Source organism: Bacteroides sp. 1001136B_160425_E2 (assembly GCF_015559655.1).
In the GTDB taxonomy this organism is placed as follows: domain Bacteria; phylum Bacteroidota; class Bacteroidia; order Bacteroidales; family Bacteroidaceae; genus Bacteroides; species Bacteroides luhongzhouii.
The window spans coordinates 212,170-238,361 of sequence record NZ_JADMQH010000002.1 but is presented as its reverse complement, the minus strand read 5'-3'; the positions used below and the strand labels follow the sequence as shown (position 1 = coordinate 238,361).

General features: G+C 40.7%; 20 protein-coding genes. 2 read left to right on the top strand and 18 right to left on the bottom strand.

Annotated elements, in window-relative coordinates:
• Positions 1 to 10: 10 nt before the first annotated feature.
• The 18 genes from hisB to I2I04_RS02770 form a co-directional block, all read right to left on the bottom strand.
• Positions 11 to 1,135 carry a bifunctional histidinol-phosphatase/imidazoleglycerol-phosphate dehydratase HisB gene (gene hisB / locus I2I04_RS02855; protein ID WP_143257314.1) on the bottom strand — a complete coding sequence of 375 codons (1,125 nt, stop codon included), beginning with the start codon at positions 1,133 to 1,135 and terminating at the stop codon, positions 11 to 13.
• A 3-nt stretch (positions 1,136 to 1,138) separates the two neighbouring features.
• Entirely contained in the window at positions 1,139 to 2,203 is a 1,065-nt protein-coding gene (gene hisC / locus I2I04_RS02850) for a histidinol-phosphate transaminase (RefSeq protein WP_317190149.1), read from the bottom strand.
• Positions 2,196 to 3,485, bottom strand: coding sequence for a histidinol dehydrogenase (gene hisD, locus I2I04_RS02845; RefSeq protein ID WP_195654244.1), 1,290 nt, complete (start codon positions 3,483 to 3,485; stop codon positions 2,196 to 2,198). Before hisD ends, hisC begins: the two co-directional genes overlap by 8 nt.
• Positions 3,486 to 3,567: 82 nt before the next feature.
• Positions 3,568 to 4,419 (bottom strand): ATP phosphoribosyltransferase, encoded by an 852-nt coding sequence (gene hisG / locus I2I04_RS02840; protein ID WP_195654243.1) that lies wholly within the window; start codon positions 4,417 to 4,419, stop codon positions 3,568 to 3,570.
• 245 nt (positions 4,420 to 4,664) lie between these two features.
• Positions 4,665 to 5,156: a PaaI family thioesterase gene (locus tag I2I04_RS02835; protein WP_143257310.1), complete on the bottom strand. Its 492-nt coding sequence runs from the start codon at positions 5,154 to 5,156 to the stop codon at positions 4,665 to 4,667.
• A 73-nt stretch (positions 5,157 to 5,229) separates the two neighbouring features.
• Entirely contained in the window at positions 5,230 to 7,134 is a 1,905-nt protein-coding gene (locus tag I2I04_RS02830; protein WP_195654242.1) for a fimbrillin family protein, read from the bottom strand.
• A 325-nt stretch (positions 7,135 to 7,459) separates the two neighbouring features.
• Positions 7,460 to 8,113 (bottom strand): DUF2490 domain-containing protein, encoded by a 654-nt coding sequence (locus I2I04_RS02825; protein WP_143257308.1) that lies wholly within the window; start codon positions 8,111 to 8,113, stop codon positions 7,460 to 7,462.
• Between the two features lie 360 nt (positions 8,114 to 8,473).
• A complete protein-coding gene (locus tag I2I04_RS02820) occupies positions 8,474 to 9,850 on the bottom strand; it encodes an MFS transporter (protein WP_143257307.1) in 1,377 nt (458 codons plus the stop codon).
• 12 nt (positions 9,851 to 9,862) lie between these two features.
• On the bottom strand, positions 9,863 to 10,762 hold the full coding sequence (locus I2I04_RS02815) for a glycerophosphodiester phosphodiesterase family protein (RefSeq protein WP_143257306.1): 900 nt from the start codon (positions 10,760 to 10,762) through the stop codon (positions 9,863 to 9,865).
• A 21-nt stretch (positions 10,763 to 10,783) separates the two neighbouring features.
• Positions 10,784 to 11,842: an MBL fold metallo-hydrolase gene (locus I2I04_RS02810; protein WP_195654241.1), complete on the bottom strand. Its 1,059-nt coding sequence runs from the start codon at positions 11,840 to 11,842 to the stop codon at positions 10,784 to 10,786.
• 1 nt (position 11,843) lies between these two features.
• On the bottom strand, positions 11,844 to 12,725 hold the full coding sequence (locus tag I2I04_RS02805) for a sugar phosphate isomerase/epimerase family protein (protein ID WP_195654240.1): 882 nt from the start codon (positions 12,723 to 12,725) through the stop codon (positions 11,844 to 11,846).
• Positions 12,726 to 12,731: 6 nt separating this feature from the next.
• Entirely contained in the window at positions 12,732 to 14,705 is a 1,974-nt protein-coding gene (locus I2I04_RS02800) for a PQQ-binding-like beta-propeller repeat protein (protein WP_195654239.1), read from the bottom strand.
• Positions 14,706 to 14,732: 27 nt separating this feature from the next.
• Positions 14,733 to 16,124, bottom strand: coding sequence for a RagB/SusD family nutrient uptake outer membrane protein (locus I2I04_RS02795; protein WP_143257302.1), 1,392 nt, complete (start codon positions 16,122 to 16,124; stop codon positions 14,733 to 14,735).
• Positions 16,125 to 16,147: 23 nt separating this feature from the next.
• Positions 16,148 to 19,591, bottom strand: coding sequence for a TonB-dependent receptor (locus tag I2I04_RS02790; RefSeq protein WP_195654238.1), 3,444 nt, complete (start codon positions 19,589 to 19,591; stop codon positions 16,148 to 16,150).
• 208 nt (positions 19,592 to 19,799) lie between these two features.
• A complete protein-coding gene (locus tag I2I04_RS02785) occupies positions 19,800 to 20,789 on the bottom strand; it encodes a FecR family protein (RefSeq protein WP_195654237.1) in 990 nt (329 codons plus the stop codon).
• A gap of 86 nt (positions 20,790 to 20,875) precedes the next feature.
• Positions 20,876 to 21,478, bottom strand: a complete 603-nt coding sequence (locus I2I04_RS02780) for an RNA polymerase sigma-70 factor (RefSeq protein ID WP_143257299.1) — start codon at positions 21,476 to 21,478, stop codon at positions 20,876 to 20,878.
• Between the two features lie 149 nt (positions 21,479 to 21,627).
• A complete protein-coding gene (locus tag I2I04_RS02775) occupies positions 21,628 to 23,682 on the bottom strand; it encodes a protein-disulfide reductase DsbD family protein (RefSeq protein ID WP_195654236.1) in 2,055 nt (684 codons plus the stop codon).
• Between the two features lie 15 nt (positions 23,683 to 23,697).
• Entirely contained in the window at positions 23,698 to 23,997 is a 300-nt protein-coding gene (locus tag I2I04_RS02770; RefSeq protein WP_008021731.1) for a Dabb family protein, read from the bottom strand.
• Between the two features lie 107 nt (positions 23,998 to 24,104).
• Here I2I04_RS02770 and udk point away from each other — a divergent pair, with 107 nt between their 5' ends.
• Together udk and I2I04_RS02760 are read left to right on the top strand one after the other, a co-directional pair.
• A complete protein-coding gene (udk, locus tag I2I04_RS02765) occupies positions 24,105 to 24,716 on the top strand; it encodes a uridine kinase (protein ID WP_032811829.1) in 612 nt (203 codons plus the stop codon).
• 44 nt (positions 24,717 to 24,760) lie between these two features.
• Positions 24,761 to 26,152: a transglycosylase SLT domain-containing protein gene (locus I2I04_RS02760; protein WP_143257297.1), complete on the top strand. Its 1,392-nt coding sequence runs from the start codon at positions 24,761 to 24,763 to the stop codon at positions 26,150 to 26,152.
• The last annotated feature ends 40 nt before the right edge of the window (positions 26,153 to 26,192 follow it).

The window sequence follows — 26,192 nt, the reverse complement described above, 5'->3', positions numbered from 1 at the left end:
CTACCCTCCATTAAAGAACACCCTTACTAGATGGAAGTTCAAAATGGTAGATATCTCTCTTGATTGCCATTTTCAAAGCACGGGCGAGGGCTTTAAAAATTCCTTCTATCTTATGATGTTCATTCTGTCCTTCCGCCTTGATGTTCAAATTCATCTTTGCTGCATCACTTAGTGACTTAAAGAAATGGAGAAACATTTCCGTTGGCATCTCTCCTATCTTCTCACGCTTGAATTCGGCATCCCAAACCAGCCAGGGACGACCACCAAAGTCCAGACAAACCTGACAAAGACAATCATCCATTGGTAAAGCATAACCATAACGTTCAATTCCACGTTTATTACCTAAAGCCTGGTAAATGCATTCACCCAATGCAATAGCAGTATCTTCAATTGTATGATGTTCATCCACTTCCAGATCTCCCTTTACATGAATCGTCAGATCCATACCGGAATGTTTTCCAATCTGCTCAAGCATATGATCAAAAAAGCCAAGGCCCGTAGAGATATCACAAGTACCGTTTCCATCCAGATTCAAAGCCACATAAATATCCGTTTCTTTCGTTGTACGACGTACTTCTGCTTTCCTCTCTCCGGCAAAAAGGAACTCGGCTATCTGATCCCAGTCAGTCGTTGCAAGGGTGCAGAATTCTTCCAATCCTTTTTCTTTCAAGGTTTCGGCTGAATTTTGCAGATAAATTGCCCGGCAACCCAGATTCTTGGCTAGTTCTACATCCGTAGGACGATCACCTATTACAAAACTCCCGGCAAGATCATATTCCGGATTATTCAGATACTTCGTCAACATTCCGGTACGTGGTTTGCGGGTGGGCGCATTATCTTCAGGAAAACTACGGTCTATCAGAATCTCGTCAAAAGTAATCCCCTCTCCTTCCAATGTTTTAAGCATCAGATTATGGGCAGGCCAAAACGTTTCTTCCGGAAAAGAAGATGTACCCAATCCATCCTGATTAGTGACCATCACAAATTCAAAATCGAGTTTGCTGCGGATAAAACCTAAATTACGAAATACTTTCGGGTAGAATTCCAGTTTCTCCAATGAGTCGAGTTGGTAATCTACAGGAGGTTCGATCACCAACGTGCCATCTCTATCTATAAATAACACTTTCTTCTTCATAAATTATCCCTGGTATTTTTTAAGGGTGGCTAATAGTGTATTATTCTCTACACGGGTACCGACAGTCACACGTAAACAGTTGCAGCAAAGTGAAATGTTATGGCGATTACGCACAATAATTCCTTCACCGACCAAAAAATTGTAGATTTTCACGGCATCTGTCACTTTTACCAAAAAGAAATTCGCATCAGACGGGAACAGTTTAATAGTACATGGAAGCTTTTCAAATTCCGCTTCCAGATAGTCACGTTCTTCCTTCAACGTTTTCACCCAGCGCTCTATCTCATAATGTTTATGCAACATGGAAATAGCCTGTTGTTGGGTTAATTGGTTGACATTATAGGGATATTTGATTTTACTAAGGATGTCAATAATCTCTTTGGAAGCAAAAGCCATTCCCAAACGAATAGCTGCACATCCCCAAGCTTTAGAGAATGTCTGGAATACGACGAGATTGGGATATTTATCCAACTCTTCGAGGAAAGACGAAGCTTGCGAGAAATCATTGTAAGCCTCATCCAACATTACCAATCCTTCAAATTGGTAAAGAACCTTTTCTATTTCAGAACGGAGCAAATCATTTCCCGTCGGATTATTAGGTGAGCAAAGGAAAATAAGTTTGGTATGCTCGTCAGTAGCTGCCAGCAATTTGTCAGCGGAGAACTGGAAGTTATCATCTAACAATACTTTTCGATATTCTACATCGTTCACATCGGCACAGACCTGATACATTCCGTAAGTAGGATCGATAGCTACTACATTATCTTTACCCGGTTCACAGAAAGCACGAAAGACTAAGTCGATGGCTTCATCACTGCCGTTTCCGAGAAAAATATGTTCGGGAGATACTTTCTTGATTTTCGATAACAATGCTTTCAATTCACATTGCATAGGGTCCGGATAACGGTTGTGAGGCGTATTATACGGATTTTCATTTGCATCCAGAAAAACAGAAGCGGTGGCTCCTTTATATTCATCACGTGCCGAAGAGTATGGCTTTAATTTCCAGATATTCGGCCGGGTTAATTCTTGTAATGATTTCACTTCTTTAAATTTTAAGTTATGAATTTTGAATTACTTTGAGACGAACTGTAACCGCATTTTTATGCGCATCCAGATGTTCATTAGCCGCCATCTCTTCAATAGCAGGACCAATGGCCTTTATTCCTTCCGGGAGAATTTCCTGGAACGTAATCTTGCGGATAAAACTATCCAAACTAACGCCACTATATGCTTTGGCATAACCGTTGGTCGGCAGGGTATGGTTCGTACCTGAAGCATAGTCACCGGCACTTTCGGGAGTTAACGATCCAAGGAAGACAGAACCGGCATTTGTCACACGCTCTGCTACTTCCATGTAGTGTTCCGTTTCTATAATTAAGTGTTCCGGCGCATATGCGTTAGTCAGTTCCAATGCTTCATCCAAATCCTTTACCAAAATCAGTTTACTATTCTCCAATGATTTGGCAGCAATTTCACGACGGGGCAATTCGGCTAATTGACGGTCTACTTCTGCCATTACTTCTACCAAAAGTTTTTCGGAAGTGGTAATCAATATAGCTTGGCTATCTATTCCGTGTTCTGCTTGTGACAAGAGATCCGCCGCAACGAAAACCGGATTAGCAAAGGCATCAGCCAACACTTCCACTTCTGAAGGACCGGCGGGCATATCAATAGCTACATCACGCAGACTTACCAACTGTTTGGCAGCTGTCACATATTGATTGCCCGGGCCAAATATCTTATATACTTTAGGTACACTCTCCGTTCCATAAGCCATAGATGCAATAGCCTGTACTCCACCTGTTTTGAATATTTTGCTGACACCTGCCAGTTGGGCTGCAAAAAGAATAGCCGGATGAATGTTTCCATTTTTATCGGGAGGTGTGCAAAGTATGATTTCTTTGCAGCCTGCAATCTTAGCCGGAACAGCCAACATTAATACAGTTGAGAAAAGCGGTGCTGTTCCACCCGGAATATATAACCCGACCTTTTCGATTCCCACTGATTTCTGCCAGCAAGTCACACCGTTCATTGTTTCTACCTTCTTTCCGACAAAACGTTGGGAAGCGTGGAATGTTTCAATATTCTGTTTTGCCAGGGAGATGGCTGCTTTCAGTTCATCGCTTACCAATGTTCCGGCAACCTGTATTTCTTCAGGAGTCACAGCAAGTGCGGACAGAGTCACTTTATCAAAAGTAGCTTCATATTCCAATACAGCTTTGTCACCTTCTGCCCTTACCTTATTTATAATAGTACGAACAGTGTCGAACAAATTTTCCGTATTCAGTGCCGGACGTTCCAAAAGTTCCGTCCACTGTTCTTTTGAGGGGTATTTAATCAATTTCATAGTTTATATCTTATTAGACACGGATTACACGGTACCTGGGATTAGCGACTACATTATCTGTATAATCCGTGCCTATATATATTTATACAATCATCTTTTCAATTGGCAGTACCAAAATACCTTCCGCTCCCAGTCCTTTCAGTTTTCCAATGATTTCCCAAAAACGTTTTTCATCAAGTACTGTATGAACAGAGCACCAGCCTTCCTGTGCCAACGGCATCACCGTAGGACTCTTCATACCCGGCAATACAGCAATGATTTCTTCCAGTTTATCTTTCGGAGCATTCATCAATACATATTTTTTATCTTCGGCTGTTTTTACTGCATTCATGCGGAACAGCAGTTCTTCAAGCACTTCTTTTTTCTCGTCACTCATGTTCTTGTTGCCAATCAACAACGCTTCCGACTTCATTACGACTTCTACTTCTTTCAATCGGTTACTCACCAACGTAGAACCGGAGCTTACAATATCAAAAATAGCATCAGCCAATCCAATTCCCGGAGAAACTTCCACGGAACCGGTAATCACGTGAATTTCAGCATTTACACTATTTTTCTTCAAGAAGTTGCGAAGAATAACCGGATAGGAAGTAGCGATCTTCTTACCATCAAACCATGACAAACCAGGATATTCAAGATCTTTCGGCATAGCCAGTGAAAGGCGGCATTTACTGAATCCCAAACGTTTGATGATTTCCGCATCTTCTTCCTTTTCCATAAATTCGTTTTCGCCGACAATTCCCAAGTCTGCTACACCAGTAGCCACTGTCTGCGGAATATCGTCATCACGAAGAAATAAAACTTCAATAGGGAAATTGGAAGACTGCACCAATAAGGTACGTTTCGTGGTGCTCAACTTAATATCCGACTCTCCTAAAAGTGCCATAGTCTCTTCGAAGAGACGTCCTTTGGCTTGTACTGCGATTCTTAACATGACTTTATTTAATTTTTAATTATAATATGCGTTGAGAAATAAAAAAGGCTTACCGTATTCGGCAAGCCTTAGTTATCGTTTATATAGTTATACACAATATCATCCACGCCCACCGATTATTCGTTAGGAAAATGATGATGATGATGTGTAGTTGTATATTTCATATTTCTTATATTAACTGCGACAAAAGTAAAGCATTTGTTTGAAACTACCAAACATTTATCACAAAAACTTGAGTTTTTATTTCAAATTAAAGGCAGTATCTCCTCCGGTTCTACATCACATTTCGAAAAATGCATTTCGTCTTTCGACTTTTCTTTCGAGAAAGTAAAGTAGGTACAAACAGATTCCGTGCATACTTCTCCATCCTTATTATATAACTTCGCTTCAATAATAACAATGTTCCGTTTTACCTCCTTAATAGAGGCACGCAGTACTATATGAGAATCTTTGGTATCAACAGATTTCCGGTAACGGGTTTCCATCTTCGAAGTCACTCCGGTCGTTTGTAGTTTACGAAGCACCACCCACGCACAGATTTCATCCATCAAAACTGCTTGAATACCGCCATGCAAAGTGTCAATCCAGCCTTGATATTCGGGACGTGGCTTCCAAATGCTCACCACTTCGTCACCGTCCTCATAAAATTCCATTTTTACTCCAGCTTCATTATTGGGAGCACAACCAAAGCAGTTGTACCCCTCCAACCCCTTCCAGGGATTTATTATCTTCTTCATAGTTCTCTCTTTTATTTAGTTTTATTTCCCAAATATAAGCAATTTATGAAAAAGACAATCCCTTTTCACCGATTTACTTTCGTATGCAACGAATAGCAAAAGCTTTTGTATCAACACCAGCATTAGATTCTTCTATGATATTTGTATTACTTTTCAGATAAAAGACTTTAGTGTCGATAGCGGTATTTGTATTGTCCAATGTCCAATATGCGAGATGTTTTTTCTCATAATCTGCTTGAAAAGCTCCTACGTACATTCCCACAGGCATTCCATTAAAACCGGATAAATTAGTTACTGGTTGTATTAGCTCTTCGGATTTTAAAGGCAGCCAAGTTCCTGATTTCAGCAACGAAGCATCTCCTTTCAGATACTCTTTTAGGATATTCCAGTCTTCCCAATTCGGTATACTCCAATGAGCTGGCAAGATTTTACCTGAAAGAGCGATATTAGCGGTATAAAAATAATATTCCGCAGCAGACTGCAAATATCCGACTGTATTCGCCGTCACCGCATCCACTCTGGAAAGCATTTCACCATCTGTATACAAAGAAGCCTCCAAATTATCCCGCATCCAATATTGAGTTCCAATCTTCACTAACGGATAATTATGAATGATTCCTCCACGAACATCACGAACGATATCTTCCTGTGCCAAAACTGGTAACACATCATCTGCCAGTGTTACTGACAAGGAGATTGTTCCATCTGCCAGTACATACACCTTATTACGAACCGGCAGAGCTCCTCCACTATATTCCAATGAGTGATCTTCCACATTCCATGATACACTTCCACCATTCACTTTCCCTAATTTTCCTAATAACTGTACCACAGTTCCTTGAGATAAATTAACGCTACCGTCTTCTTTCATGGAATAAGCAACAATCGCTTGAGAAGAAAAATCCGGAGTAACAAGATACTCTTTACATATTTCGGCTACTTGTTTTCCCAAATGTGTCACTTTATACACATTCGATTTTTCAAAAGTCAGTTTCGATACATCTATATATTCATGCAAAATGCCTGATTCGGTATGGTCCACTTCTGTTCCATCCCAATCCCCTATTTCTCCGTTCACTTTGCTCATCAATACATCTTCGGCTGATACAAACACGATCTCCAGTTCTCGCTGCTTCCCACTTTTTAATTGTAAAGTAGGTGGTAATAAACTGATATATGACTTACCAGCTGCTTTCAACATTATGTATTGATATCCTTCACTAGCTTCTTGAGGAATCAAAATAAGCTCTTTTCCTACTAATCGTCCGTCTCTAATCTCCCATTCTCCTGCAGGAGTAATATCTTCCTCTTCTGAATAGGCAGAAAATATTTGTTGTTGAAAATCATAAACAGCCTTTGTATAAAAGCCACTGACCGAAAGCGTCGGTTTAACAGACAACATTTCTTCTACACTTTCCCCCTCTCCGGGAACAAGAATTATTTTCATGCGGAAGAACTGATGGTTATAGGATAGAGCAACAGCATCTTTACTGGCAAATACATCTCCTTTTAAAGCAACTAGAAAATCCGAATGAGAATAATCATCCGGGTTATCTTGAGTTGTTGCAACGGTCACTTGCATGAAACTTTCCCCCATTGCTACCCCACTATTCTGATATGGATAATAACTGATTAAATTTAATGCAACTCCATCATCCGGATAGTAAACCGATTCATCAGAAACAAACTCTCCAGTAGATGAACGCACAAAATAAAGATTATCTGCATAACGTTCTTCTTGCATTGTAGTGGTTCCTGCAAGTGCAAATAATCCCACTTCATCTCCTTCTCCAAAACTATTATTTACTACACGGGTATTCATAATCTCATGAATGTCGGCAACAAATTTCAATGGAATATCTCCATTATTAACGATTTCCCCTTCTTCCTCCGAAATATGGTTTACACAAGCAGTAAACATAGTACAACAAAGGATAAAAGAACCTACTCCCACAAATAGGCTATGGCATGTTTTCATTTTGTTTTTCTATTAGTTCAAAAAAAAGAAATTCTTGATTGGGCAGAAAGAATGCCATAAGAGGAAGTATTCACTTTCGGTTATGAAAAACCATACAACACGTCTGTTGCAACTGTAAAATCTTAAATTTCCACATTACAGTTTGAAATGTAGAAGCGAAAATACACATTATAGTTAAGAAAAAAAATATTTTCCTTTAAAAAGATTAACCTTTTATATAGAAGCCACCTAATCAGCCATTTACATTATACATGCAAATACAAGACATTCTGAACTCCACATTATTATATTAGCATTAGTTATTATTTACTATTCGTCATTTATTTCAAAAAGAATACCCCACTTCTATTCCGGCAATGTGTTTGCCTTGCGAAGATGCATATTGATAACAATAAAATGCATCCAATGACCAACGTTTGGCTAAAGCAATCTCCACTCCGGGACGATAGCGCATACGGTCTGCTCTCCAAAAAGAAGTATCATCCAGACTTTGATAAATTTCAACAGAAAAATAAGGAGAAACGATTCCTTTTGTAGGAGCATAGGATAACTTCAAACGAGAACGTAGACAAGTTTCAGAATCACCACGGTCAAAAGTCTGCTGAAATCGCTCCCGCAAAGACACTTTCAACCATTGATAACGAAAGCTGGCAATGGCAGATATATGATAACGATGTCTCAATTTCCAGTCTGAGTCACCCAGATTCCGAAGATGGGTCTCATATCCCACCCCCAGATTCAAAAAAGAACAAGGGCGATAACTTCCGCCAACAGTCAATCCCCAACGATCCAACCGGCTTACATCATCTTTCATGCGCAACTCCAAATCACCAGAAACCGAGAAACGGGAATCTATCTTATGATTTACCTTGAATTTAGTCCATGTATTTAAATCATCACTTTGTGCCCATGCGGAAAACGACATTCCAAGCAACAACACAAACAGCCAAATCTTAGTATTTAATATTATTCTACTCATTGATTATCGGATTAAAGTTACAAAGGTAATAAATTATCTCCGGCAAAAGAAAGGCATAAAACTGAATTTATTCTGAAAAGACAATGTTTGTATTCTGCCTAAATTCTCATTTGCATATCGTATAACTCTAAAACCATCGGATATGGACAACTTAATGCGTAAACTTCCTATTGGAATACAAACATTTGAAGGAATACGAAGGGGGAATTATCTTTATGTAGATAATTGAATGATAAAAACATTTCGGGAAGAATCGCAGCAACGAACTTCCCGAAATAAAAACCGACACCATTGAAAATAAACACTTGTTATCCTCTTTGGAAAACAAGTGTTTTTCAATCTAACCTAATATATCAGAAACTAATCTGTTTTTTTTGATTTTGCATTCCAAACCAATAATGCAAAGAGTACCGAAAGCAGAGCAGCCCCAATCCAGAACCAATTGATATATGTGAAATCATAAACATCGACTCCGTTCTGAACCGTCTTCTGACCCTCTATCAAAACACCACTCATCACATCCTGCAAACCGGCTCCAATGTAACTGGCAATACCCACCACTCCCAATGCTGCGCCGGAAGCATTACGAGGGGCAATATCGACTGCCATCAAACCACCCAGAAAACAAATGAGAACTCCGATACCCAACCCGAAAAGAACCATGGCAAGCACATCTATCCAGAAGTGTACACCCGGAACCAACAGAAACAGGCAAAGCGCAAAAACATTCATCAATCCGAATATCAGTGCAGGCACATTACGACGACCGCCAAACAGCTTATCAGAAATGACTCCCGAAAACATGGTACCGATAATTCCACAGACCGGACAGATAGAAATAATAAAACTGGCATCCAATGTGGAGTAACCCTTTTGGGCCTCTAAATAGAAGACACCCCAACTATTGATCGCATAGCGACTGATATACATAAAAGCACTCGATAGAGCCAGTATCCAAATAGCGGGCATCAATAGGACTTGTCGCTGCGCCTTATTGAAATCAGCCGTTTCTATGAAACTCATCTCTTTTTTCTCTTTGGGTGCATTCACAGGAGGAAAGCCCAGACTTTCGGGAGTGTCATGGAAGAACTTCCAGACAATCAATGCGCCAATCAAGCCCACGACACCCGCCCCGAAGAAACCGTAACGCCAGCCCAGCACACTGACGATGGAGGCAATAATCAGAAAGGTCAACGCTTCACCAATATTGTGGCTGGCAGACCAGAATCCATAGTAGGACCCCCGTTCCTTATCCGTGAACCAACGGGAAAGACCTACCACACAAGATGCGGCTCCCATAGACTGAAACCAGCCGCTGATCCCCCAAAGTATAGCGAACAAGAGGAAAGAATTAGTAAAACCTAAGCAAAGGTTGACCAAAGCTGTAACCAATAAGCCGGTAGTCATAAAGCGATTGATATTACTACGGTCGGCAAGGAAACCATTCGTGAATTTCCCAATGGCATAAGTAAAGAAAAGTACAGAGCCAATGATTCCTAGTTCTGTTTCAGAGAAAATCCCTTCATCTACGATGGGCTTCTTCACGACATTCAGGCTAAGACGGCAAACGTAGTACATACCGTAACCGAAAGTAGCTGAAAGGAAAGTAGACCATTTCAAGTATTTCAGGCGACGGGCATCGGAATGAAGATACTGTGAGTCGGATGAAGACAAAACTTCCCCGTTACAAGGTCTCGGTGAAGAGACCTTGTAAAAGTTTATAAGTTGTTTCAACATGAGAAAGTCTATTTAGTCGTGAAGCTTCTTTTTGCGTAGATACTCCAATAAGAGGGCAGGACGATCGGTTTGAATTAGTTTTGCTCCATGATTAATAATCCATCCCCAGCTTTCATCCGGTTGATGAAGTTCTACTGCACGGTCATCATCATGACCACCACACAGTTCGGGCCAAAGAGAATTAATAAACAAGTTAGAACCTGTATCACGCACCTTCTTTATCAAGTTAAGAACCTCCGGACTATCATTATCAAATACTAACTCATAAGCTGCAGGCTTCATGTGAGTCTGGTAACTGTCAATAACAGCTTCAGCTCCTTCTTTGTGCAACTGTACAATAGGCATAAAAATTACTTTATCCAACACAGCACCATTTTCAATTTTCACTTGTTCATAAGGAAGCCCGGCTTTGATGACACACTGGTCGACTGTTCCTGTCTTCTCGAGTACGGCATAAGCCTCCTGAAAATAATCATAGCCCTTATCAATATTTACCATTATCTTACCTTTGCAGAGCAACATGACTTCCTCCAATGTAGGAATCTGATGTCTTGTTTTACAAGCTACCCCGTTTTTTAGACGCATGGCTTTCAATTCCGCTAATGTATAATCTTCTACCAGCCCTTTTCCGCTCATGGTGCGATTGATTGTTTTATCATGCATCACTACCAAATGTCCGTCTTTGGTTCTTTTCAAATCGATCTCTACCATATCGACTCCCATATCAATGCAATTTTGTATCCCTTGCAATGAGTTTTCCGGAGCATTACGCCAGTCGGCCCGATGTGATACAACCAATATTTTATCAGGATGATTTCCTAACAGGTTTTCTCTGATTTCAGTTATTCTATTTTGGGCAACAGCCAGTTGTACCAAACATAGAAGAAGTATGAAGTTACATATCCGTTTCATAAAGTTCAAACATTAAGTATTTTAATTCAATTTATTGTTTTTCCAAACCATTTTTTCTCCCCACATTGGTACATAGGTCTGTTCACAGTTAATCTTCGAAGCCCGTTCGAGTGCCATATCCAACGACCATCTCGATTCGTCAACACCAGCATGAGCCAGCTCCAGAATATGTGACAACAAGACATAATCCGGCTCTACCTGTCCCGCACCCGAACCCAGAATATTATTTTCAGTCAGTGCATTGGGAGCGTAACGTGGTATCAGTACATTCACATGAGAAGCCAGATTCGTATATTGTTCCGGTTTATAGTTGGAGTCTCCTACATGCATAAAGACGAAGTTGCCGGTATCTTCACCGCAATCAATTGAGAATACAGTCACAAAATTAGATAATCCGGAATTGTTGTGATCGGTGATACAAGTTTTAATCTTGAATTTTCCTATTTCATAATCTTTATCTCCTTTTGCGGTATAAGGATATGTCGTATCCTTCAGGTAGTTGGACAATACCGGTTTGCCTAAATCAAACATAGCCTGAATCAGATCATTGTTATAATGATCAGAATGCTTATGAGTGACGCAGAGAAAATCAATATAAGGCGCCAGTTCTTTTGCCCAACGATGAGAAATGTCTATAGCAAAACATCCTGACGGAGTCTTAACCACATATCCCATATTATAGAGTGCCCAAATCTCTGCCGTACCATTTTCCACTTTTGAACTTTTAATTCCATCCATCACACGGTCAAATGCGCTCCGATAAAAATAGATAATAGGATCACACTTTTCCATACTTGTACTTGCCTGGTCGAAACCATTCAGATAACTGATGAAATAATCATCTTTACATTTATCCGCATACCCCTGAATTTTGGTCAAAGTAGCAGTACGTCCGGCATTGACAATCAAAGGAGAAGAACTCCACAACTGTTGTGCTGTGGCATCCACTTCCTCTGCCAATTGAGTAAGGATTCCTTCATGACCTGTTTCGGTACTGTTGTTGTCATCATCATCGCAAGCAACAAAGCCTATTGCCAAAAGGCAAAACAGTAAATATTGAATTTTTCTTATTATATCCATCTTATTTCAGTGTTTTATAATCATTAATTATTTTATTGAAAGTTTCAACGACCCGTTCCGGTGTTGGACGTGTATCATGGCTTTCATGATCTTTAGTCGCTTCATACATGAAAACTCCTTCATAACCGACTCCTTCGAGTGCGTGCATTAACTTTCCCCACTTAATATCGCCTTGCGTAGGAAGCCAGTGGCACTCGTTGACAAAATCAAAATCCGAAGCATGTATGGTGCCAATACGTTCACCAATGGTTTCTACAAAATGTTCCGTCGTTCCTTTTGTATAATGATTGGTATCAAAACAAACCTTCACACCGGGAATGTCTTTGATTATCTCCCAAAGCTCTTCAGGAGTATTTCCCAAACAAGTCCGCGGCAGATTCTCTATACATAACTGTGCTCCTATCTGATCCGCATACTTCTTCAGATAAGCGATAGACCTGGAAGCATTGGCTATTCTTTGTGCCCGAATACTGTCGTCAATCGGTTCGGAACTTGGGTGCAGAACTAAACATTTCGGTTGAAATTGAGCGCACTGTTCGATCATCTCCGCCATAAAATCTACATTTTCTTTCCTTTTCTTTTCATCGAGAACCGATATATCCAATGTGCGGGAAAAAGGAAGATGTATAGACCAGACTTTGATACCGGCACTATCAATTTTTGCTTTCATACCCCGAACACGAGAAATGACCTCATTTGCCGGAACGCCTCTATAACACTGGTTAAATGCAACTTCCACATACTCTAGCCCCACAGACCGGGCTTGAGAAAAGTCTGTGGAAGCAGGTACTTTCCACAAAGCTGTAGTCGTACCTACTTTATATTTCTGTGCATATACCCCCATTGTCATCGCCATAAATAAGATAAAAACAGAAACTCTCATGATTGCTTACTTTTGACGGTTTGTACCTTGAATATCACCACCACGAATACCCCAGGAGTCTGTCTCCAAAGTCTTATTAATATCAAATGCTTTGACGGAACCAATCTCACTAGTTCCGATCGTTCCGCAATAAAGCCGTTTGTCCGGACCAATAGTAACAGCTGCCATGACTTGTTGTCCTACAGTTTCTTCAAAAACGATGTTTCCATTAGTGATATCAAGTCCCAACACTTTGTTATTCGATTGAGTACCTATATAAAGAATACCATCCGTGCTCAAGGCACCTCCACTGTAATTCAAATTGTTGCCTACCTTTTTCTCCCAGATTTTAGCCCCGTTGGCATTTACTGCATGAACTGTCTGCGATCCTTTCTCTGTAAAGTAGATATTACCATTTTTATCTACAATCGGAAAATAGGCATCACCTTTCGTAGTCGGATACGTCCATATCTTTGTCCCGTTTGTCATATCGACAGCAACAAGTCCGCCTCCTTTCAACGTCGCATAAAGCATATTACCATTCAACGCAAAAGTTCCTCGTTCTGTAACTTTATTATCTCCCTCTAATGTCCAAAGCGGTTCACCCTTGGAGTTGAAGGCATAAATAGTTGCATTCGTACCAGCGTAAACATTGCCCTTTTTATCAAGGACAACAGCACCTCCCGTGTCACCATCTAACTGTTTTTGCCATTTGATACTGCCCTGATTAGCTACATCAAGTGCATACAATATGCTTTTATTAGTCAAACAATAAAGGATACCATCTGCAGACAATGCAGGGAAAGCTCCTATTACGCCATCCAATTTAACCGCCCATTTTTGTTTACCATTAGTAGGTGCTATTGCATATACATTATTTACGGAAGCATTACTTACACACTGATAAATAGTGCCATCAGAACCGACTAACGCTCCTCCGCCATAAGTCACCTTATCAATAGCAAACACCCATTTGAATTCACCGCTCACTACATCAATAGCAAATAAATGCCCTGCAGGAGTAGATGTTGGAATGTACATTGTTTTTCCATCCGGAGAGAACACCGGATTGGAAGTCTTTACATATCCGGTAAGTCCGCCAAAGTTCAAATCGACAGAATTCCATTTATAATTGCCGACTGTAACAGCCAGACTACCCGACTCGGTTGTGTTATTTACATAAGTCACCGTAACAGCTACTGTATAAGTTCCGGTAGTAGCAAATGCATGTACAGGGTTGTTTTCTCCTGATGTCGTACCATCACCAAAATCCCAGCTTACCGATTTCACTTCACCTGCCATAAAATACATATCGTTATAAGCAAAGGCGCAAGGTTCCCACACGACCAGTTCCGTATTGGCAAGAATAGGATAGATCAATCCCGGAGTAGCTGAAGTTTCCACCGGAATAGAATTGCCTGTGGGATAGACACAGACTATATTGAACGTATATTCCTGATCGTTAGTCAGCCCGTCAACAATGTATTCTTCCAATGAAGTATCATCCAGATTGATAATCTGATTGCCCGGATTAACAGTAACCTGATAACGGGTAAAACGTTCACTGGCAGGTTTTGTCCATCTCAAGCGCACTCTTTCATTGCCGGCTGCTGCCGTCAAACCAGAAATCGGGTATCTCGCATTCTTCGGCGTACAGGCAGCGGTCGTTTTACTGGCCAGTCCTCCTGTATAACGAGGCTGTACAGAAAAAGTGTAAGCAACATCATTCACCAGATTATTGATTGTGGCAGTCATTGTTTTTGCATCCACAGTCATCTCACCTCCTTCCGCGTCTGACGATCCGGAAGTCCAAAGAATCAAATATTCATTAGGCCGGGCATTTTCGTATGCCTCCCAAGAAAGAGTCACATTCATATCTCCGGCTGTTGCCGCCAGTGACTTCAGTTCATATAAATCGAAACTCGCTTTTGGCAGATCTTCTTCACAAGCAGTAAAAACTACTGTAAGAATAAACAACAAGCTATATATTATTTTTTTCATTGTCTGAATTCTTTTAGTTTAACCCTATTAATATCCCGTATTCTGCCACAACAATTCTGTGTTGTTTATTCTTTCCAATTCCGTTTTGGGAATAGGATACAGGAACTGGTAATCCTGAATAATATGTCCTTCTGCTTTCATGGCCTCCTTAGCACCTCCCATACGTACCAAATCAAACCAACGCTGTCCCTCATAAGGAAATTCCTGTTGACGTTCCAGCATAATCGCATTACGGAAACTATCCTGATCGGGTAATTCCGTAATCAGAATCGGAGACAAGCCGGCACGGGTATGTACGGCATTCAAAGCAACCAGGGCTTCTGAATTCTGCAAATTACTGTAACTGATTTCATTCAAAGCTTCCGCATACATCAACAAGACATCGGCATAACGGAGAATAACCTGGTCATTACCAACAGTGTTATAAGTCGCACTCTTGACATCCTTAAATTTATTCATGACACAGACTTTATCTTCCACCTTTACATAAGTAATCAAATCTTTGCGCTTATCCCCGTCTTTATAACATTCTTTCAGCGCCTTTGTCTGATTGGTATCATCGGTCAGGTTAATGATAGAGAACCAGTATCCATGCCCTTCTCCTTCAACATCTTTATTAAAACGAACAGCAAAAATAATCTCATCATTCATTTTATTATTTACATCAAAAACCTGGTCCGGAGTAGTCATCAAAGAATACTTACCTATTAATTGAGATAATACATTGCGAGCTTCCGTCCATTTATGGAAGGTGAGGTAAATCTTGCCAAGCAGTGCCATTGCAGCACCGGAAGTCACTCGTCCCATATCCGTACTTGTATAAGAAGACGGCAACATACTTTCATTAATAACCTGATTCAAATCACCGACAAGGAAATCATAAACCTGTTGGTCTGAACTACGCCCGATTTTTAGAGCTTCGGCCACTGTCACTACTTTATTAGTCATCGGTATTCCTCCCCACAGACGGTACATATTAAAATAGGTAAGTGCACGAATGAAAAGGGCTTCTCCTTTATATTGTTTTTTCAGAGTAGCGTCAAAGTTGGCTTCATCAATCCTATCTAATATAAGATTACAACGATAGACTCCGTTATTAAAATTCGCCCAAGCATCTTCCAGAATGCCGTTAGAAGCTTTATCTGCAAACTGATCAATATCATAACGGTCCTGCGTTCCGGCAGTAGGTGCGCTCAATGTCAAATTATCACTCCGATATTCGCAACACTCCGTAAAATAAGAAACCTGCGTCTGCAATTTAGAGTAACATCCCATCACAGCTACATTAAAATCGTCTGCTGTCTTATATACCTTATCGGTAGGCACACTGCTACTTGGTTCCAAATCGAAGAAACTATCTGTACAGGCAACTGATAAAAAAGCAGCTGACAAGAATAGTATTAGTTTATATTTTTTCATACAACGTGTATTTTAAAGGATGATTAAAGAGTTATATTCAATCCGAATAAGAATGTTTTAGCCAATGGATAAGTTCCATAGTCCTCACCCGGTGAAAGAGAATTAGTCGGCCGGGCATTCACTTCCGGATTATATCCGCTATAATTAGTTGAAGTCCAGAGATTTTGTCCGGAAACGTATACTCTCAACTTTTCTACAAAAAAGCGCTGGGTCAGATTCTTCGGCAAAGTATATCCCAGTGTCACATTCTGCAACCGTAGATAAGAACCATCTTCCAAATGCCAGGTTGACGTACGTCCATTATAACCTTTTGATTTACGATTGGCACGATTCACCTGACCGTTTCCCGGATCTTCCGGACTCTTCCAACGATTCAAGGCGATGGTAGTACCATTGGTATTGCCTTCCAGATTATCAATGTATCGGCGATTCAAGTTCAGAATCTCATTACCATATACTCCCTGGAAATTAAAATCAAGATCAAATCCCTTAAACCATACTTTTCCACCGAATCCATAGGTGAAATCAGGCATATAGTTACCTACTATCGTACGGTCTTTATCCAAGTCCATTACACCGTCTCCATCTACATCCACAAACCGGAAATCTCCAGGTTTGGTATTGCTGAAATGAGGATATTTCTTCAATTCTTCTTCATTGGAGAAAATGCCATCCTGCACCAACAGATAATAACAACCGATAGGTTCACCAACTTTCGTTATGTAATACGCATGATCTACACTACCGGTAGATATGATAGGAGCATTACCCGGCCCCAGTGCTTTTACTTCATTTGTATTCGTAGCATAATTGGCATTGAATGAATAACCGAAATCTTTCGTTATATTCTTCTGTGAGGTCAATGCGATTTCCCATCCCCGATTGTTTACTTTACCGATATTCATCAATGCAGTGCTATATCCGGTCAGATGAGGAACAGGTACGTTCAACAACATATTAGAAGTGTTGGTATTATAATAATCCACAGTCAGCCCCAACAATCCTTTGAACATTTGTAAGTCGATACCCACATTCACCATCGCATTCTTTTCCCAACTCAAATCCTCATTCTTTATGGTACTAGGCTTATATCCATTCACCAACTGGCCATTACCTGTACCGAGTATATAGTTATCGGAAGCCATCAGAGACAGGTGGTCATAATTACCAATCTGGAAATTGCCGGTAACTCCATAACTGGCTCTAAGCTTCAAGTCATCGACAAACGACAGAAATTTTGCTTTCGTGAAAAAGTCTTCTCCACTTATTCTCCACGCAAAAGAAGCAGAAGGGAAATATCCCCAGCGGTTGTTTTTTCCGAAACGGGAAGAACCGTCCGCACGGATCGCTGCAGAAGCCATATACTTACCTTTATAACTATACTGTATACGCGCCAGATAAGAAGCAATTGTCCACTGTGTTTTATCAGATGAACCTTTCGTTACCGTACCTCCGGAAATTGTTTGTATGTAGTCATTCGGGAAATCGGTAGCCGTCACATTATCCCCTTTATATGTTTCTTTTTGAGCCGATTGCACTAAAACGAGATTGATAGAATGAGCATCTTTGATTGTCGTATTATAATTGATTTTATTCTCAACCAACCAGTTGAAGTAAAAACCGGATGAACTGTATGCAGTAGGATTCGACTTCACATCATAATATTTCTGTCCCAATAACGGAAGTTCCGATGAACGGTATTGATCGTTATGCGAACCATAATAATCACCACCAAAAGAAATGTTATAGGTTAGTCCTTTATATAACTCCAATTCCGCAAAGACTTTTCCTACAATAGCCATACGGTCTACAACATCCGATTGCAGGTTTGCCATGGCTACCGGATTTAATACGGCATTGTGCTGATAGTCATTTCCAATTCTCCAATATCCGTTTCCCTGATAATTATAACTTCCGTCCGCATTATACACCGGCCATACCGGAGGCATCATCAAGGCCGATTGCACAATACCATTGGACCCGGAAGCATCTACCCGGTTGGAAGTAGAATAAGAAGGAGAAAAATTCAGACCAAATTTCAGCCTTTTATATTTCCCGTCCAAATTCATACGCATACTATATTTCTTAAAATCGGAATTAATGATAATACCTTCTTTATCATAATAGTTGGCTGAAATAAAATAACCAACTGTTTTTCCTCTGCCGGAAATAGAAAGATTGTGGCTGGTAGTAGCCGCAGTACGAAAAATAGCATCTTGCCAATCCGTATCGGTCAGTCCCTTGTCCCCATTCAGATAAGGAAAAAGTTCGGTGGGGATACGTTCCCATGAGTTAGGACGCATTCCATTCGGATCATCCGGTGATCCACCGGGATTGGCATCCAGATAGGCGTTATCATGCCCATCTTTTGCAAATTCGGCAAACTGATATGCATTCATCATTGAAAGTTTCTTCGAAACACTCTGGATACCATAATATCCATCATACTGCACTTTCATCTTCTCCGACTGCCCTTGTTTGGTCGTGATAATAATTACACCATTCGATCCACGACTACCATAAATAGCTGCCGAAGAAGCATCTTTCAAAACTTCTACAGATTCAACATCATTATTATTCAAATTAGCAAACCCACGTTCCACCGGTACACCATCGATAATATAGAGAGGATCACTACCTGCATTCACTGTGCTGATACCACGAACACGGATACTTACGCTTCCTTCCGGATCACCACTAGGCTGCGTCACCTGTACTCCCGGCATTTTTCCTGCCAACGCCTGACGAAAATCGGAAGCGGAAACTTCTGCTATTTGTTCGGCTTTCACGGAAGAAATAGAAGTAGAAACATCGCTTTTTCTCTGAACGCCATAGCCTACCACGACTACTTCATCGATCATCTTACTATCTTCCACCAACGTGATTTTTGCCGTATTCTTATCTTTTGCAGGGATATTCACTGTTTTATATCCAATATAAGAAATAGTCAATGTGGCAGATTCCGGTACATTCATGATTGAATAACGCCCGTCAATATCGGTAATGGTACCACTGCCTTCCCCTTTAATCTGAACACTGGCACCAATCACCGGTTCTCCTTTATCATCTGCAACAATTCCTTGGATAGTGCGTGTACGTTGAGCTGTTTCTTCCTTTTTAAGCGGCTGTTTGCTGACAGCAATTGTATGATCAGTCCTATTGAAATAAAGTTTGGCCTGGGTAGTTATCTCCCCCAGAATCTGTTTTAATGAAGCATTTTTAATGTCGAAAGAAACTCTCGGAGCTTTGTTCACTGTCTCCTGGTCATAGAGAAATTTAAAATTAGTCTGTTTGCTGATTTTATTGAAAACACTTTCTACCGGCTCATTTTGCACGCGAAGCGTTATATCATGCTCTTTCAATGTTTGGGCAGCAGCCGGAACAATTAAAATGAAGGTGAATAGTAAAAAAGCTAAAAACGAATAGCTATTTTTACTTATCCCTTTACAAATAAGAAGATTATTCATAAATTTGTGCGTTTTAGTAATTGACTAAAGTTATTAAAAACGAGCAATGCGCGATACGTTATTCATTTGGGTCGAAGCTTATGAATATCCGTCCGGATTGCGGATAGGAGCATTCCTTTGGAGTGCTTCTATCATTTTAGGGAGGTTCATGAAGGGGCTGTTTTCATCTATTATTCTTTTAAAGGTTGAACATTATCTATTCTTCATCTCATTCTTTATAAAGAAGGACATTAATGCCTTCTTTCTTATATTTGATATCACCACTGATAAATTCGATGGATTTAAGCACGGCCTCCAGACTCTTATTATCGTGCTCACCGGTAATCAAGTTGTTGAAATCCTGACCGGGAGCAAAAGTAATCCGGCAATTATATACACGTTCCAGTTCTTTTGCCACATCCCGAATCGGTGTACTGTAGAAACGTAAACCTCCTTTCATCCAGACAGCCACTCCCCTATCTTCTGTTTGCTTGCTATATTCTCCGGAAACTGTATTGATAAGCACCTGTTCTTTTGCAGTCAGCCTCATCATCGCTTCCGGCAAATCAACCTGCACCTTACCACTCTCCACACTCACAGATACAATTTCATCCGTTGAATAAGATTTAACGTCAAACCGGGTACCTAACACCTGAACATCCAGCCGCTTCGTCTTTACAATAAATGGCATCTTTTCATTACGAGCAACACGGAAATATCCCTCACCTTCAAGTTCTATTTCACGGCTATCTCCCACAAAACGATCCGGATAACGCACTTGAGAACAAGAATTCAATACCAAAAGAGTTCCATCCGGCAAAGTCACTTGTCTTTTCTCACCAAAAGAAGTGGTAACTTCGGCAAGTGTGACTTGCTGTTCATTCATATACCGGAAAAAGTTGATACTCCCTATTATAATGACTATGACAGCCGCCGTACTAACCGCCACCACAGACACCCGGCGGAACCAGGTACGTTTTTTGTGTTCAATACGTTTCAATAATTGACGTGCCTCTCTCTTATATTTTTCCCGTTCCAAATCAGTAGCTGGCTGCAAGTTTCCGGATTCTTCCCAAACCTCTGCTGCCAGTTCATCCAATAAATCTTGGTTTTCTGTATCTTTTATACTTTGCAAAAATTGCGAAGCCTCTTCCCGGGTATAAAAATCATCCAAGTAACGATGCAACTTATCTTTTTCTGTTTTAGTATCTTTCATCACGCATTCAAAATAAGGATATTAATTTCCTTCCCTTTGTATAAGTAATACACAAAAGTAAGAAAGAGCTAGGGTATGATTAACATTTATTATAAATTCAAACAAAATAGAATCAAAAGTATATCAGCCGATGTACTTGAATATTTAGTCAGATAAGAGCGAATCACTTTCAGAGAGACTGAAATATGCTCCTGTACAGTATGAACAGAGACACCCAATGCTTCGGCTATTTCTTTATGAGACATCTGTAGCTCACGGCTCATTTTGAACACTTCCCGTTGACGGGGTGTCAATTGTTCCAATGCACGGTCAATAATCTCTTTCAAATCATTGAGCAAAATATGGTTATTGGTTTCGTTAGTTGAATCGATCGCTTGAGAAAGAATCTGTTCTTTCAGCTGATCTTCATTAGCCATGTCACGCAACTGATTCAGAATACGATTACGTACGATGGTATAAAGGTAGGAAGAAAAAGAGGCTTCGGGATTGATGAAACGACGAGTTTGCCAGACTACCGTAAATGCATCCTGAAAAATATCTTCAGCAAATTCACGCGATTTGACGAACTTCAGGGCGAAGTAGAGCAAACGATTCTTGTAAGCGGCATAAAGTTCGCAAAAGGCCTCTTCATCTCCGTCTATCAGACGGAGAACCAATTCCCGTTCATTTACAAGAGTGTCTGTTGCGTACATATTTTCTTTATTTTTGGGCACAAAGGTATTGTTATGATGTTACAAACGTATGTATTTTTTCTGAAATAAAAAAATAAAAGCGATCTCACCGAAAAGATGAGACCGCTTTTATTTCATTTATCATTCAAGACAGTGCCTTATCAAAGATATTAATTTTTCTCTTTCTTATAATTCTCCAAGCCGGTCTGCAAGAATTCGATATACTTAGGAATATCTTCGTTATAAGCATACGACTTATTCAACGGCTTGCCCTGATTGTCCAGCAATACATAGAAAGGCTGGGCGTTGGCTCCGAATTTCACACGTTGCAGATAGCTCCATTTATCGCCGACAGTACGCAAAGTACGTTCTGTTTCATTCTCGATTATCTTTACGGGTTCTGTCAACGGAGTCTTATTATCCACATAGAGAGTAATCAGTACATAATCGTTATTAATCAAATCACTCACTTTCGGATCAGTCCACACTGCTGCTTCCATCTTACGACAGTTTACGCAACCATATCCGGTAAAATCGAGCATGACGGGCTTTCCGTTCAGACGGGCATATTCCATTCCTAAATCATAATCATCGAATTTCGCATGTACCTCATTCTTATACAAATTGAAGTCTTGCGTCTGCATAGGTGGAGCAAATGCAGATACGGCCTTTAATGGTGCTCCCCACAAACCGGGAACCATATATACGGCGAACGCAAAAGAAATTAATGCCATAAAGAAGCGGGTGACTCCCACCTTATTATCATCGTCATCATGCGGAAACTTGATCTTACCCAACAGATAGAATCCAAGCAAAGCAAAGATTACAATCCACAGAGCCAGGAATGTTTCGCGGTCAAGCAGTCTCCAACCGTAAGCCAAATCAGCTACCGACAAGAATTTAAGCGCAAACGCCAATTCGAGGAAACCCAGCGTTACTTTGATTACATTCATCCATCCGCCGGACTTTGGCATAGATTTCAGCCAAGACGGGAATAGGGCGAAAAGTGTAAATGGCAATGCCAAAGCAATGGCAAATCCCAACATACCGATTGCCGGAGCAACCACACTTCCGGTGGTAGATACCTGTACCAGCAGGAACCCGATAATCGGCCCCGTACAAGAGAAAGATACCAGTGAAAGCGTGAAAGCCATCAGGAAAATACTCAGTAATCCAGTCGTAGATTCCGCTTTGCTATCTACTGCGTTTCCCCACTTCGAAGGTAGTCTGATTTCAAACGCTCCAAAGAATGAAGCGGCAAAAATCACCAGCATCAGGAAGAAGAGAATGTTGAAAATAGCATTAGTAGACAAAGCGTTTAATGCGCTGGCACCGAAAATCAACGTGATGGCCAAACCTAATGCTACATAAATCACGACGATAGATGCACCATACGTCCACGCATCACGAATTCCTTTCTTTTTGTCTTTACTACGTTTCAAAAAAAAGCTGACTGTCATCGGAATAATCGGCCACACACAAGGAGTGAACAAAGCCAATAACCCTCCAAGGAATCCTGTAATGAATATATATATCCAGGACATATCCTCCTGACCGTGCTCTTCTCCTAATGCTTGCAGATCACTGATAACGGGTTTCCAAAGTTCACTGGAAGCAACTGCCGGCTGAATATCCGTGACAGCTTCCGTTGTAGTTGCAGGAACCAACTCCATCATAGCAGAAGAGTCTTTCGCGACAACAGGAGTCGCAGCTTCTTTTTCCGCTACCTTTTGCTCCGGTTGTTCTGTTTTCGCTGCGGCAGCATTTCCGGCTTTCGCTACTCCCGAAAACTTGAATGGCACTTGAGTAGGAGGCAGACAACTCTCGTCATCACAAGCTCCATATTCCAGATAACCTTCTATCTCGTAAGCTCCACCCGTAAATTTCACTTTCTGCACAAACTTTGCTGTATTCTCGAAATAACGTACCTTCATTTCGAACAATTTATCGAAAGTAGATACTTCTTTGCCCACAGGCTTCAGTTTACCAACAAGCTCGACACCCGATTTATTATCAACATTAAATGTTGCAGAAATAGGACCGCCATCTCCCAGGTCGGTAGAATAAACATGCCAACCATTATCAATGGCAGCTGTAAACACCACCTCTGCCTCCGTATCGGAGAGAGAGGTCAGCTCTGTTTTAAACTTTACCGGATCTTTGATCTGCGCTTGCAATGCATATACAACAAAGCTTAAAAGCAGGAAAGAGATTATTTTTCTCATCTTTATTTTTTAGGTTTATAATTCATAGTCTACACATGCACGACTTTCCTTCGTTTCAGCCAGAATCTTGCCGGCAGCTACATGGTCGGGATGTGTTGCGTAGTATTTCACATCTTCTAGTGTATCAAACTCACTGTAAAGCGCAATATTCCATGTTTCACCAGGATTCATATTCAATCCGACTTCCACTTTGCGAATGACAGAAATTTTAGCAGGAAGAGCTTCTATCGCTTCCTTGAATTTAGTCATGACTACCAGTTTCTCTTCAGCAGGAACTTCGTCTTTTAACTTAAATAATACAATGTGTTTTACCATTACGTTGTTATTTTAATGAATTGTTTCTATATTTGTCATGTTAATGCAATATCGCATTAATAGTAATGCAAAAATACTCTATTTGGTTCAAATATACATTTAAAGAGATGTTAATTATAGGAATAGCAGGCGGAACGGGCTCCGGAAAGACCACCGTCGTACGGAAAATTATAGAAAGCCTCCCCGCAGGAGAAGTAGTACTCTTACCACAGGATTCATACTACAAAGACAGTAGTCATGTCCCGGTTGAAGAACGCCAGAATATCAATTTTGACCATCCCGATGCTTTTGAATGGAGTCTACTTTCCAAACATGTCATGATGCTGAAAGATGGAAATAGCATCGAACAGCCTACCTATTCTTATCTCACTTGTACGCGCCAGCCCGAAACGATTCATATCGAACCTCGTGAAGTGGTTATCATTGAAGGAATCCTTGCCTTATGTGATAAAAAGCTGCGCAATATGATGGACCTCAAAATTTTTGTAGATGCCGATCCCGACGAACGCCTGATACGTGTTATCCAAAGAGATGTTATTGAACGCGGACGTACTGCCGAAGCTGTAATGGAACGCTATACACGGGTTTTAAAGCCTATGCACCTGCAATTTATCGAACCTTGCAAACGATATGCCGACCTCATTGTACCGGAAGGCGGCAGTAATAAGGTAGCTATCGATATACTGACTATGTACATCAAGAAACACTTGAAAAGTTGAGAGTGGAGAATGGAGAGTTGAGAGTTAAAAGCAAAATGTCAGGTATGAATGTCAAGACACTGATTATCCCTTTATTCCTTGTATTGCTCTGTTGTGTGTTCGGATGCCGGAACAAGCAACATAATACAACGGATGAATCCACACGTGATCTTCCACAAATAAAAGATAGTGGAGAACTGGTTGTATTGACATTATATAGCTCTACTTCCTATTTTATTTACCGGGGACAAGAAATGGGATTCCAGTATGAACTTAGCGAGCAGTTTGCCAAAAGTCTGGGATTAAAGCTTAGAATTGAAGTAGCCAACAGTGTTGACGAAATGATCCAAAAATTACTGGCAGGTGAAGGAGATATGATTGCCTATAATCTGCCTATCACCAAAGAATGGAAAGACAGTCTTCTTTATTGTGGTGAAGATGTCATCACTCATCAGGTGATTGTTCAGCAAGGAAGAGGAAAACAGAAACCATTAGAAGACGTAACCGAACTGGTAGGAAAAGATATATATGTAAAGCCGGGAAAATATTATGACCGCCTCGTCAATCTGAACAGCGAATTAGGAGGCGGCATCCGGATTCATGAAGTAACCAATGACAGTACAACCATTGAAGATCTGATAACGCAAGTGGCGCAAGGAAAAATTCCGTATACGGTGGCCGACAACGATTTAGCAAAACTGAATAAGACCTATTATCCTAATTTAAATATCGATCTGTCTATCAGTTTCGATCAACGGTCTTCATGGGCAGTGCGAAAAGACAGTCCCGAACTGGCAGCCGCCGCTACTAAATGGCATCAGGAAAATATGACTTCTCCTGCCTACACTGCCAGTATGAAACGTTATTTTGAGAATAGCAAAATGATGCCCCATTCTCCTATCCTTTCATTGAAAGAGGGGAAAATATCTCATTATGATGATTTATTCAGAAAGTATTCCAAAGATATCGGATGGGATTGGCGTATGCTGGCGTCACTGGCCTATACGGAATCTAATTTCGATACCACAGCTGTTTCCTGGGCTGGTGCCAAAGGACTGATGCAGTTAATGCCTGCCACCGCCCGGGCAATGGGAGTACCTCCCGGCAAGGAGCAGAATCCGGAGGAAAGTGTGAAAGCGGCTATTAAATATATCGCCGCCACCGACCGCAGTTTCAGTATGATTCCCGACAAACAGGAACGACTCAACTTCATTCTGGCATCTTATAATGCCGGCTTGGGACATATATACGATGCCATGGCACTAGCCGAAAAATACGGGAAGAACAAACTGGTATGGAAAGATAATGTAGAAAACTTCATCCTGCTCAAAAGCAATGAAGAATACTTTACCGACCCTGTCTGCAAAAACGGATATTTCCGTGGTATTGAGACTTACAATTTCGTCCGTGATATCATGTCGCGCTACGAATCCTACAAGAAGAAAATAAAAGCATGAGATAAGTATTAAATATTATGCCATGCGAATAAGCATACCA

Excerpts from the sequence above, each read along its gene's own strand:
- hisB (WP_143257314.1), bottom strand. The coding sequence starts at position 1,135 with ATGAAGAAGAAAGTGTTATTTATAGATAGAGATGGCACGTTGGTGATC.
- hisD (WP_195654244.1), bottom strand. The coding sequence starts at position 3,485 with ATGAAATTGATTAAATACCCCTCAAAAGAACAGTGGACGGAACTTTTG.
- hisG (WP_195654243.1), bottom strand. The coding sequence starts at position 4,419 with ATGTTAAGAATCGCAGTACAAGCCAAAGGACGTCTCTTCGAAGAGACT.
- I2I04_RS02835 (WP_143257310.1), bottom strand. The coding sequence starts at position 5,156 with ATGAAGAAGATAATAAATCCCTGGAAGGGGTTGGAGGGGTACAACTGC.
- I2I04_RS02830 (WP_195654242.1), bottom strand. The coding sequence starts at position 7,134 with ATGAAAACATGCCATAGCCTATTTGTGGGAGTAGGTTCTTTTATCCTT.
- I2I04_RS02825 (WP_143257308.1), bottom strand. The coding sequence starts at position 8,113 with ATGAGTAGAATAATATTAAATACTAAGATTTGGCTGTTTGTGTTGTTG.
- I2I04_RS02820 (WP_143257307.1), bottom strand. The coding sequence starts at position 9,850 with ATGTTGAAACAACTTATAAACTTTTACAAGGTCTCTTCACCGAGACCT.
- I2I04_RS02815 (WP_143257306.1), bottom strand. The coding sequence starts at position 10,762 with ATGAAACGGATATGTAACTTCATACTTCTTCTATGTTTGGTACAACTG.
- I2I04_RS02810 (WP_195654241.1), bottom strand. The coding sequence starts at position 11,842 with ATGGATATAATAAGAAAAATTCAATATTTACTGTTTTGCCTTTTGGCA.
- I2I04_RS02805 (WP_195654240.1), bottom strand. The coding sequence starts at position 12,725 with ATGAGAGTTTCTGTTTTTATCTTATTTATGGCGATGACAATGGGGGTA.
- I2I04_RS02800 (WP_195654239.1), bottom strand. The coding sequence starts at position 14,705 with ATGAAAAAAATAATATATAGCTTGTTGTTTATTCTTACAGTAGTTTTT.
- I2I04_RS02795 (WP_143257302.1), bottom strand. The coding sequence starts at position 16,124 with ATGAAAAAATATAAACTAATACTATTCTTGTCAGCTGCTTTTTTATCA.
- I2I04_RS02790 (WP_195654238.1), bottom strand. The coding sequence starts at position 19,591 with ATGAATAATCTTCTTATTTGTAAAGGGATAAGTAAAAATAGCTATTCG.
- I2I04_RS02780 (WP_143257299.1), bottom strand. The coding sequence starts at position 21,478 with ATGTACGCAACAGACACTCTTGTAAATGAACGGGAATTGGTTCTCCGT.
- I2I04_RS02775 (WP_195654236.1), bottom strand. The coding sequence starts at position 23,682 with ATGAGAAAAATAATCTCTTTCCTGCTTTTAAGCTTTGTTGTATATGCA.
- I2I04_RS02770 (WP_008021731.1), bottom strand. The coding sequence starts at position 23,997 with ATGGTAAAACACATTGTATTATTTAAGTTAAAAGACGAAGTTCCTGCT.
- udk (WP_032811829.1), top strand. The coding sequence starts at position 24,105 with ATGTTAATTATAGGAATAGCAGGCGGAACGGGCTCCGGAAAGACCACC.
- I2I04_RS02760 (WP_143257297.1), top strand. The coding sequence starts at position 24,761 with ATGAATGTCAAGACACTGATTATCCCTTTATTCCTTGTATTGCTCTGT.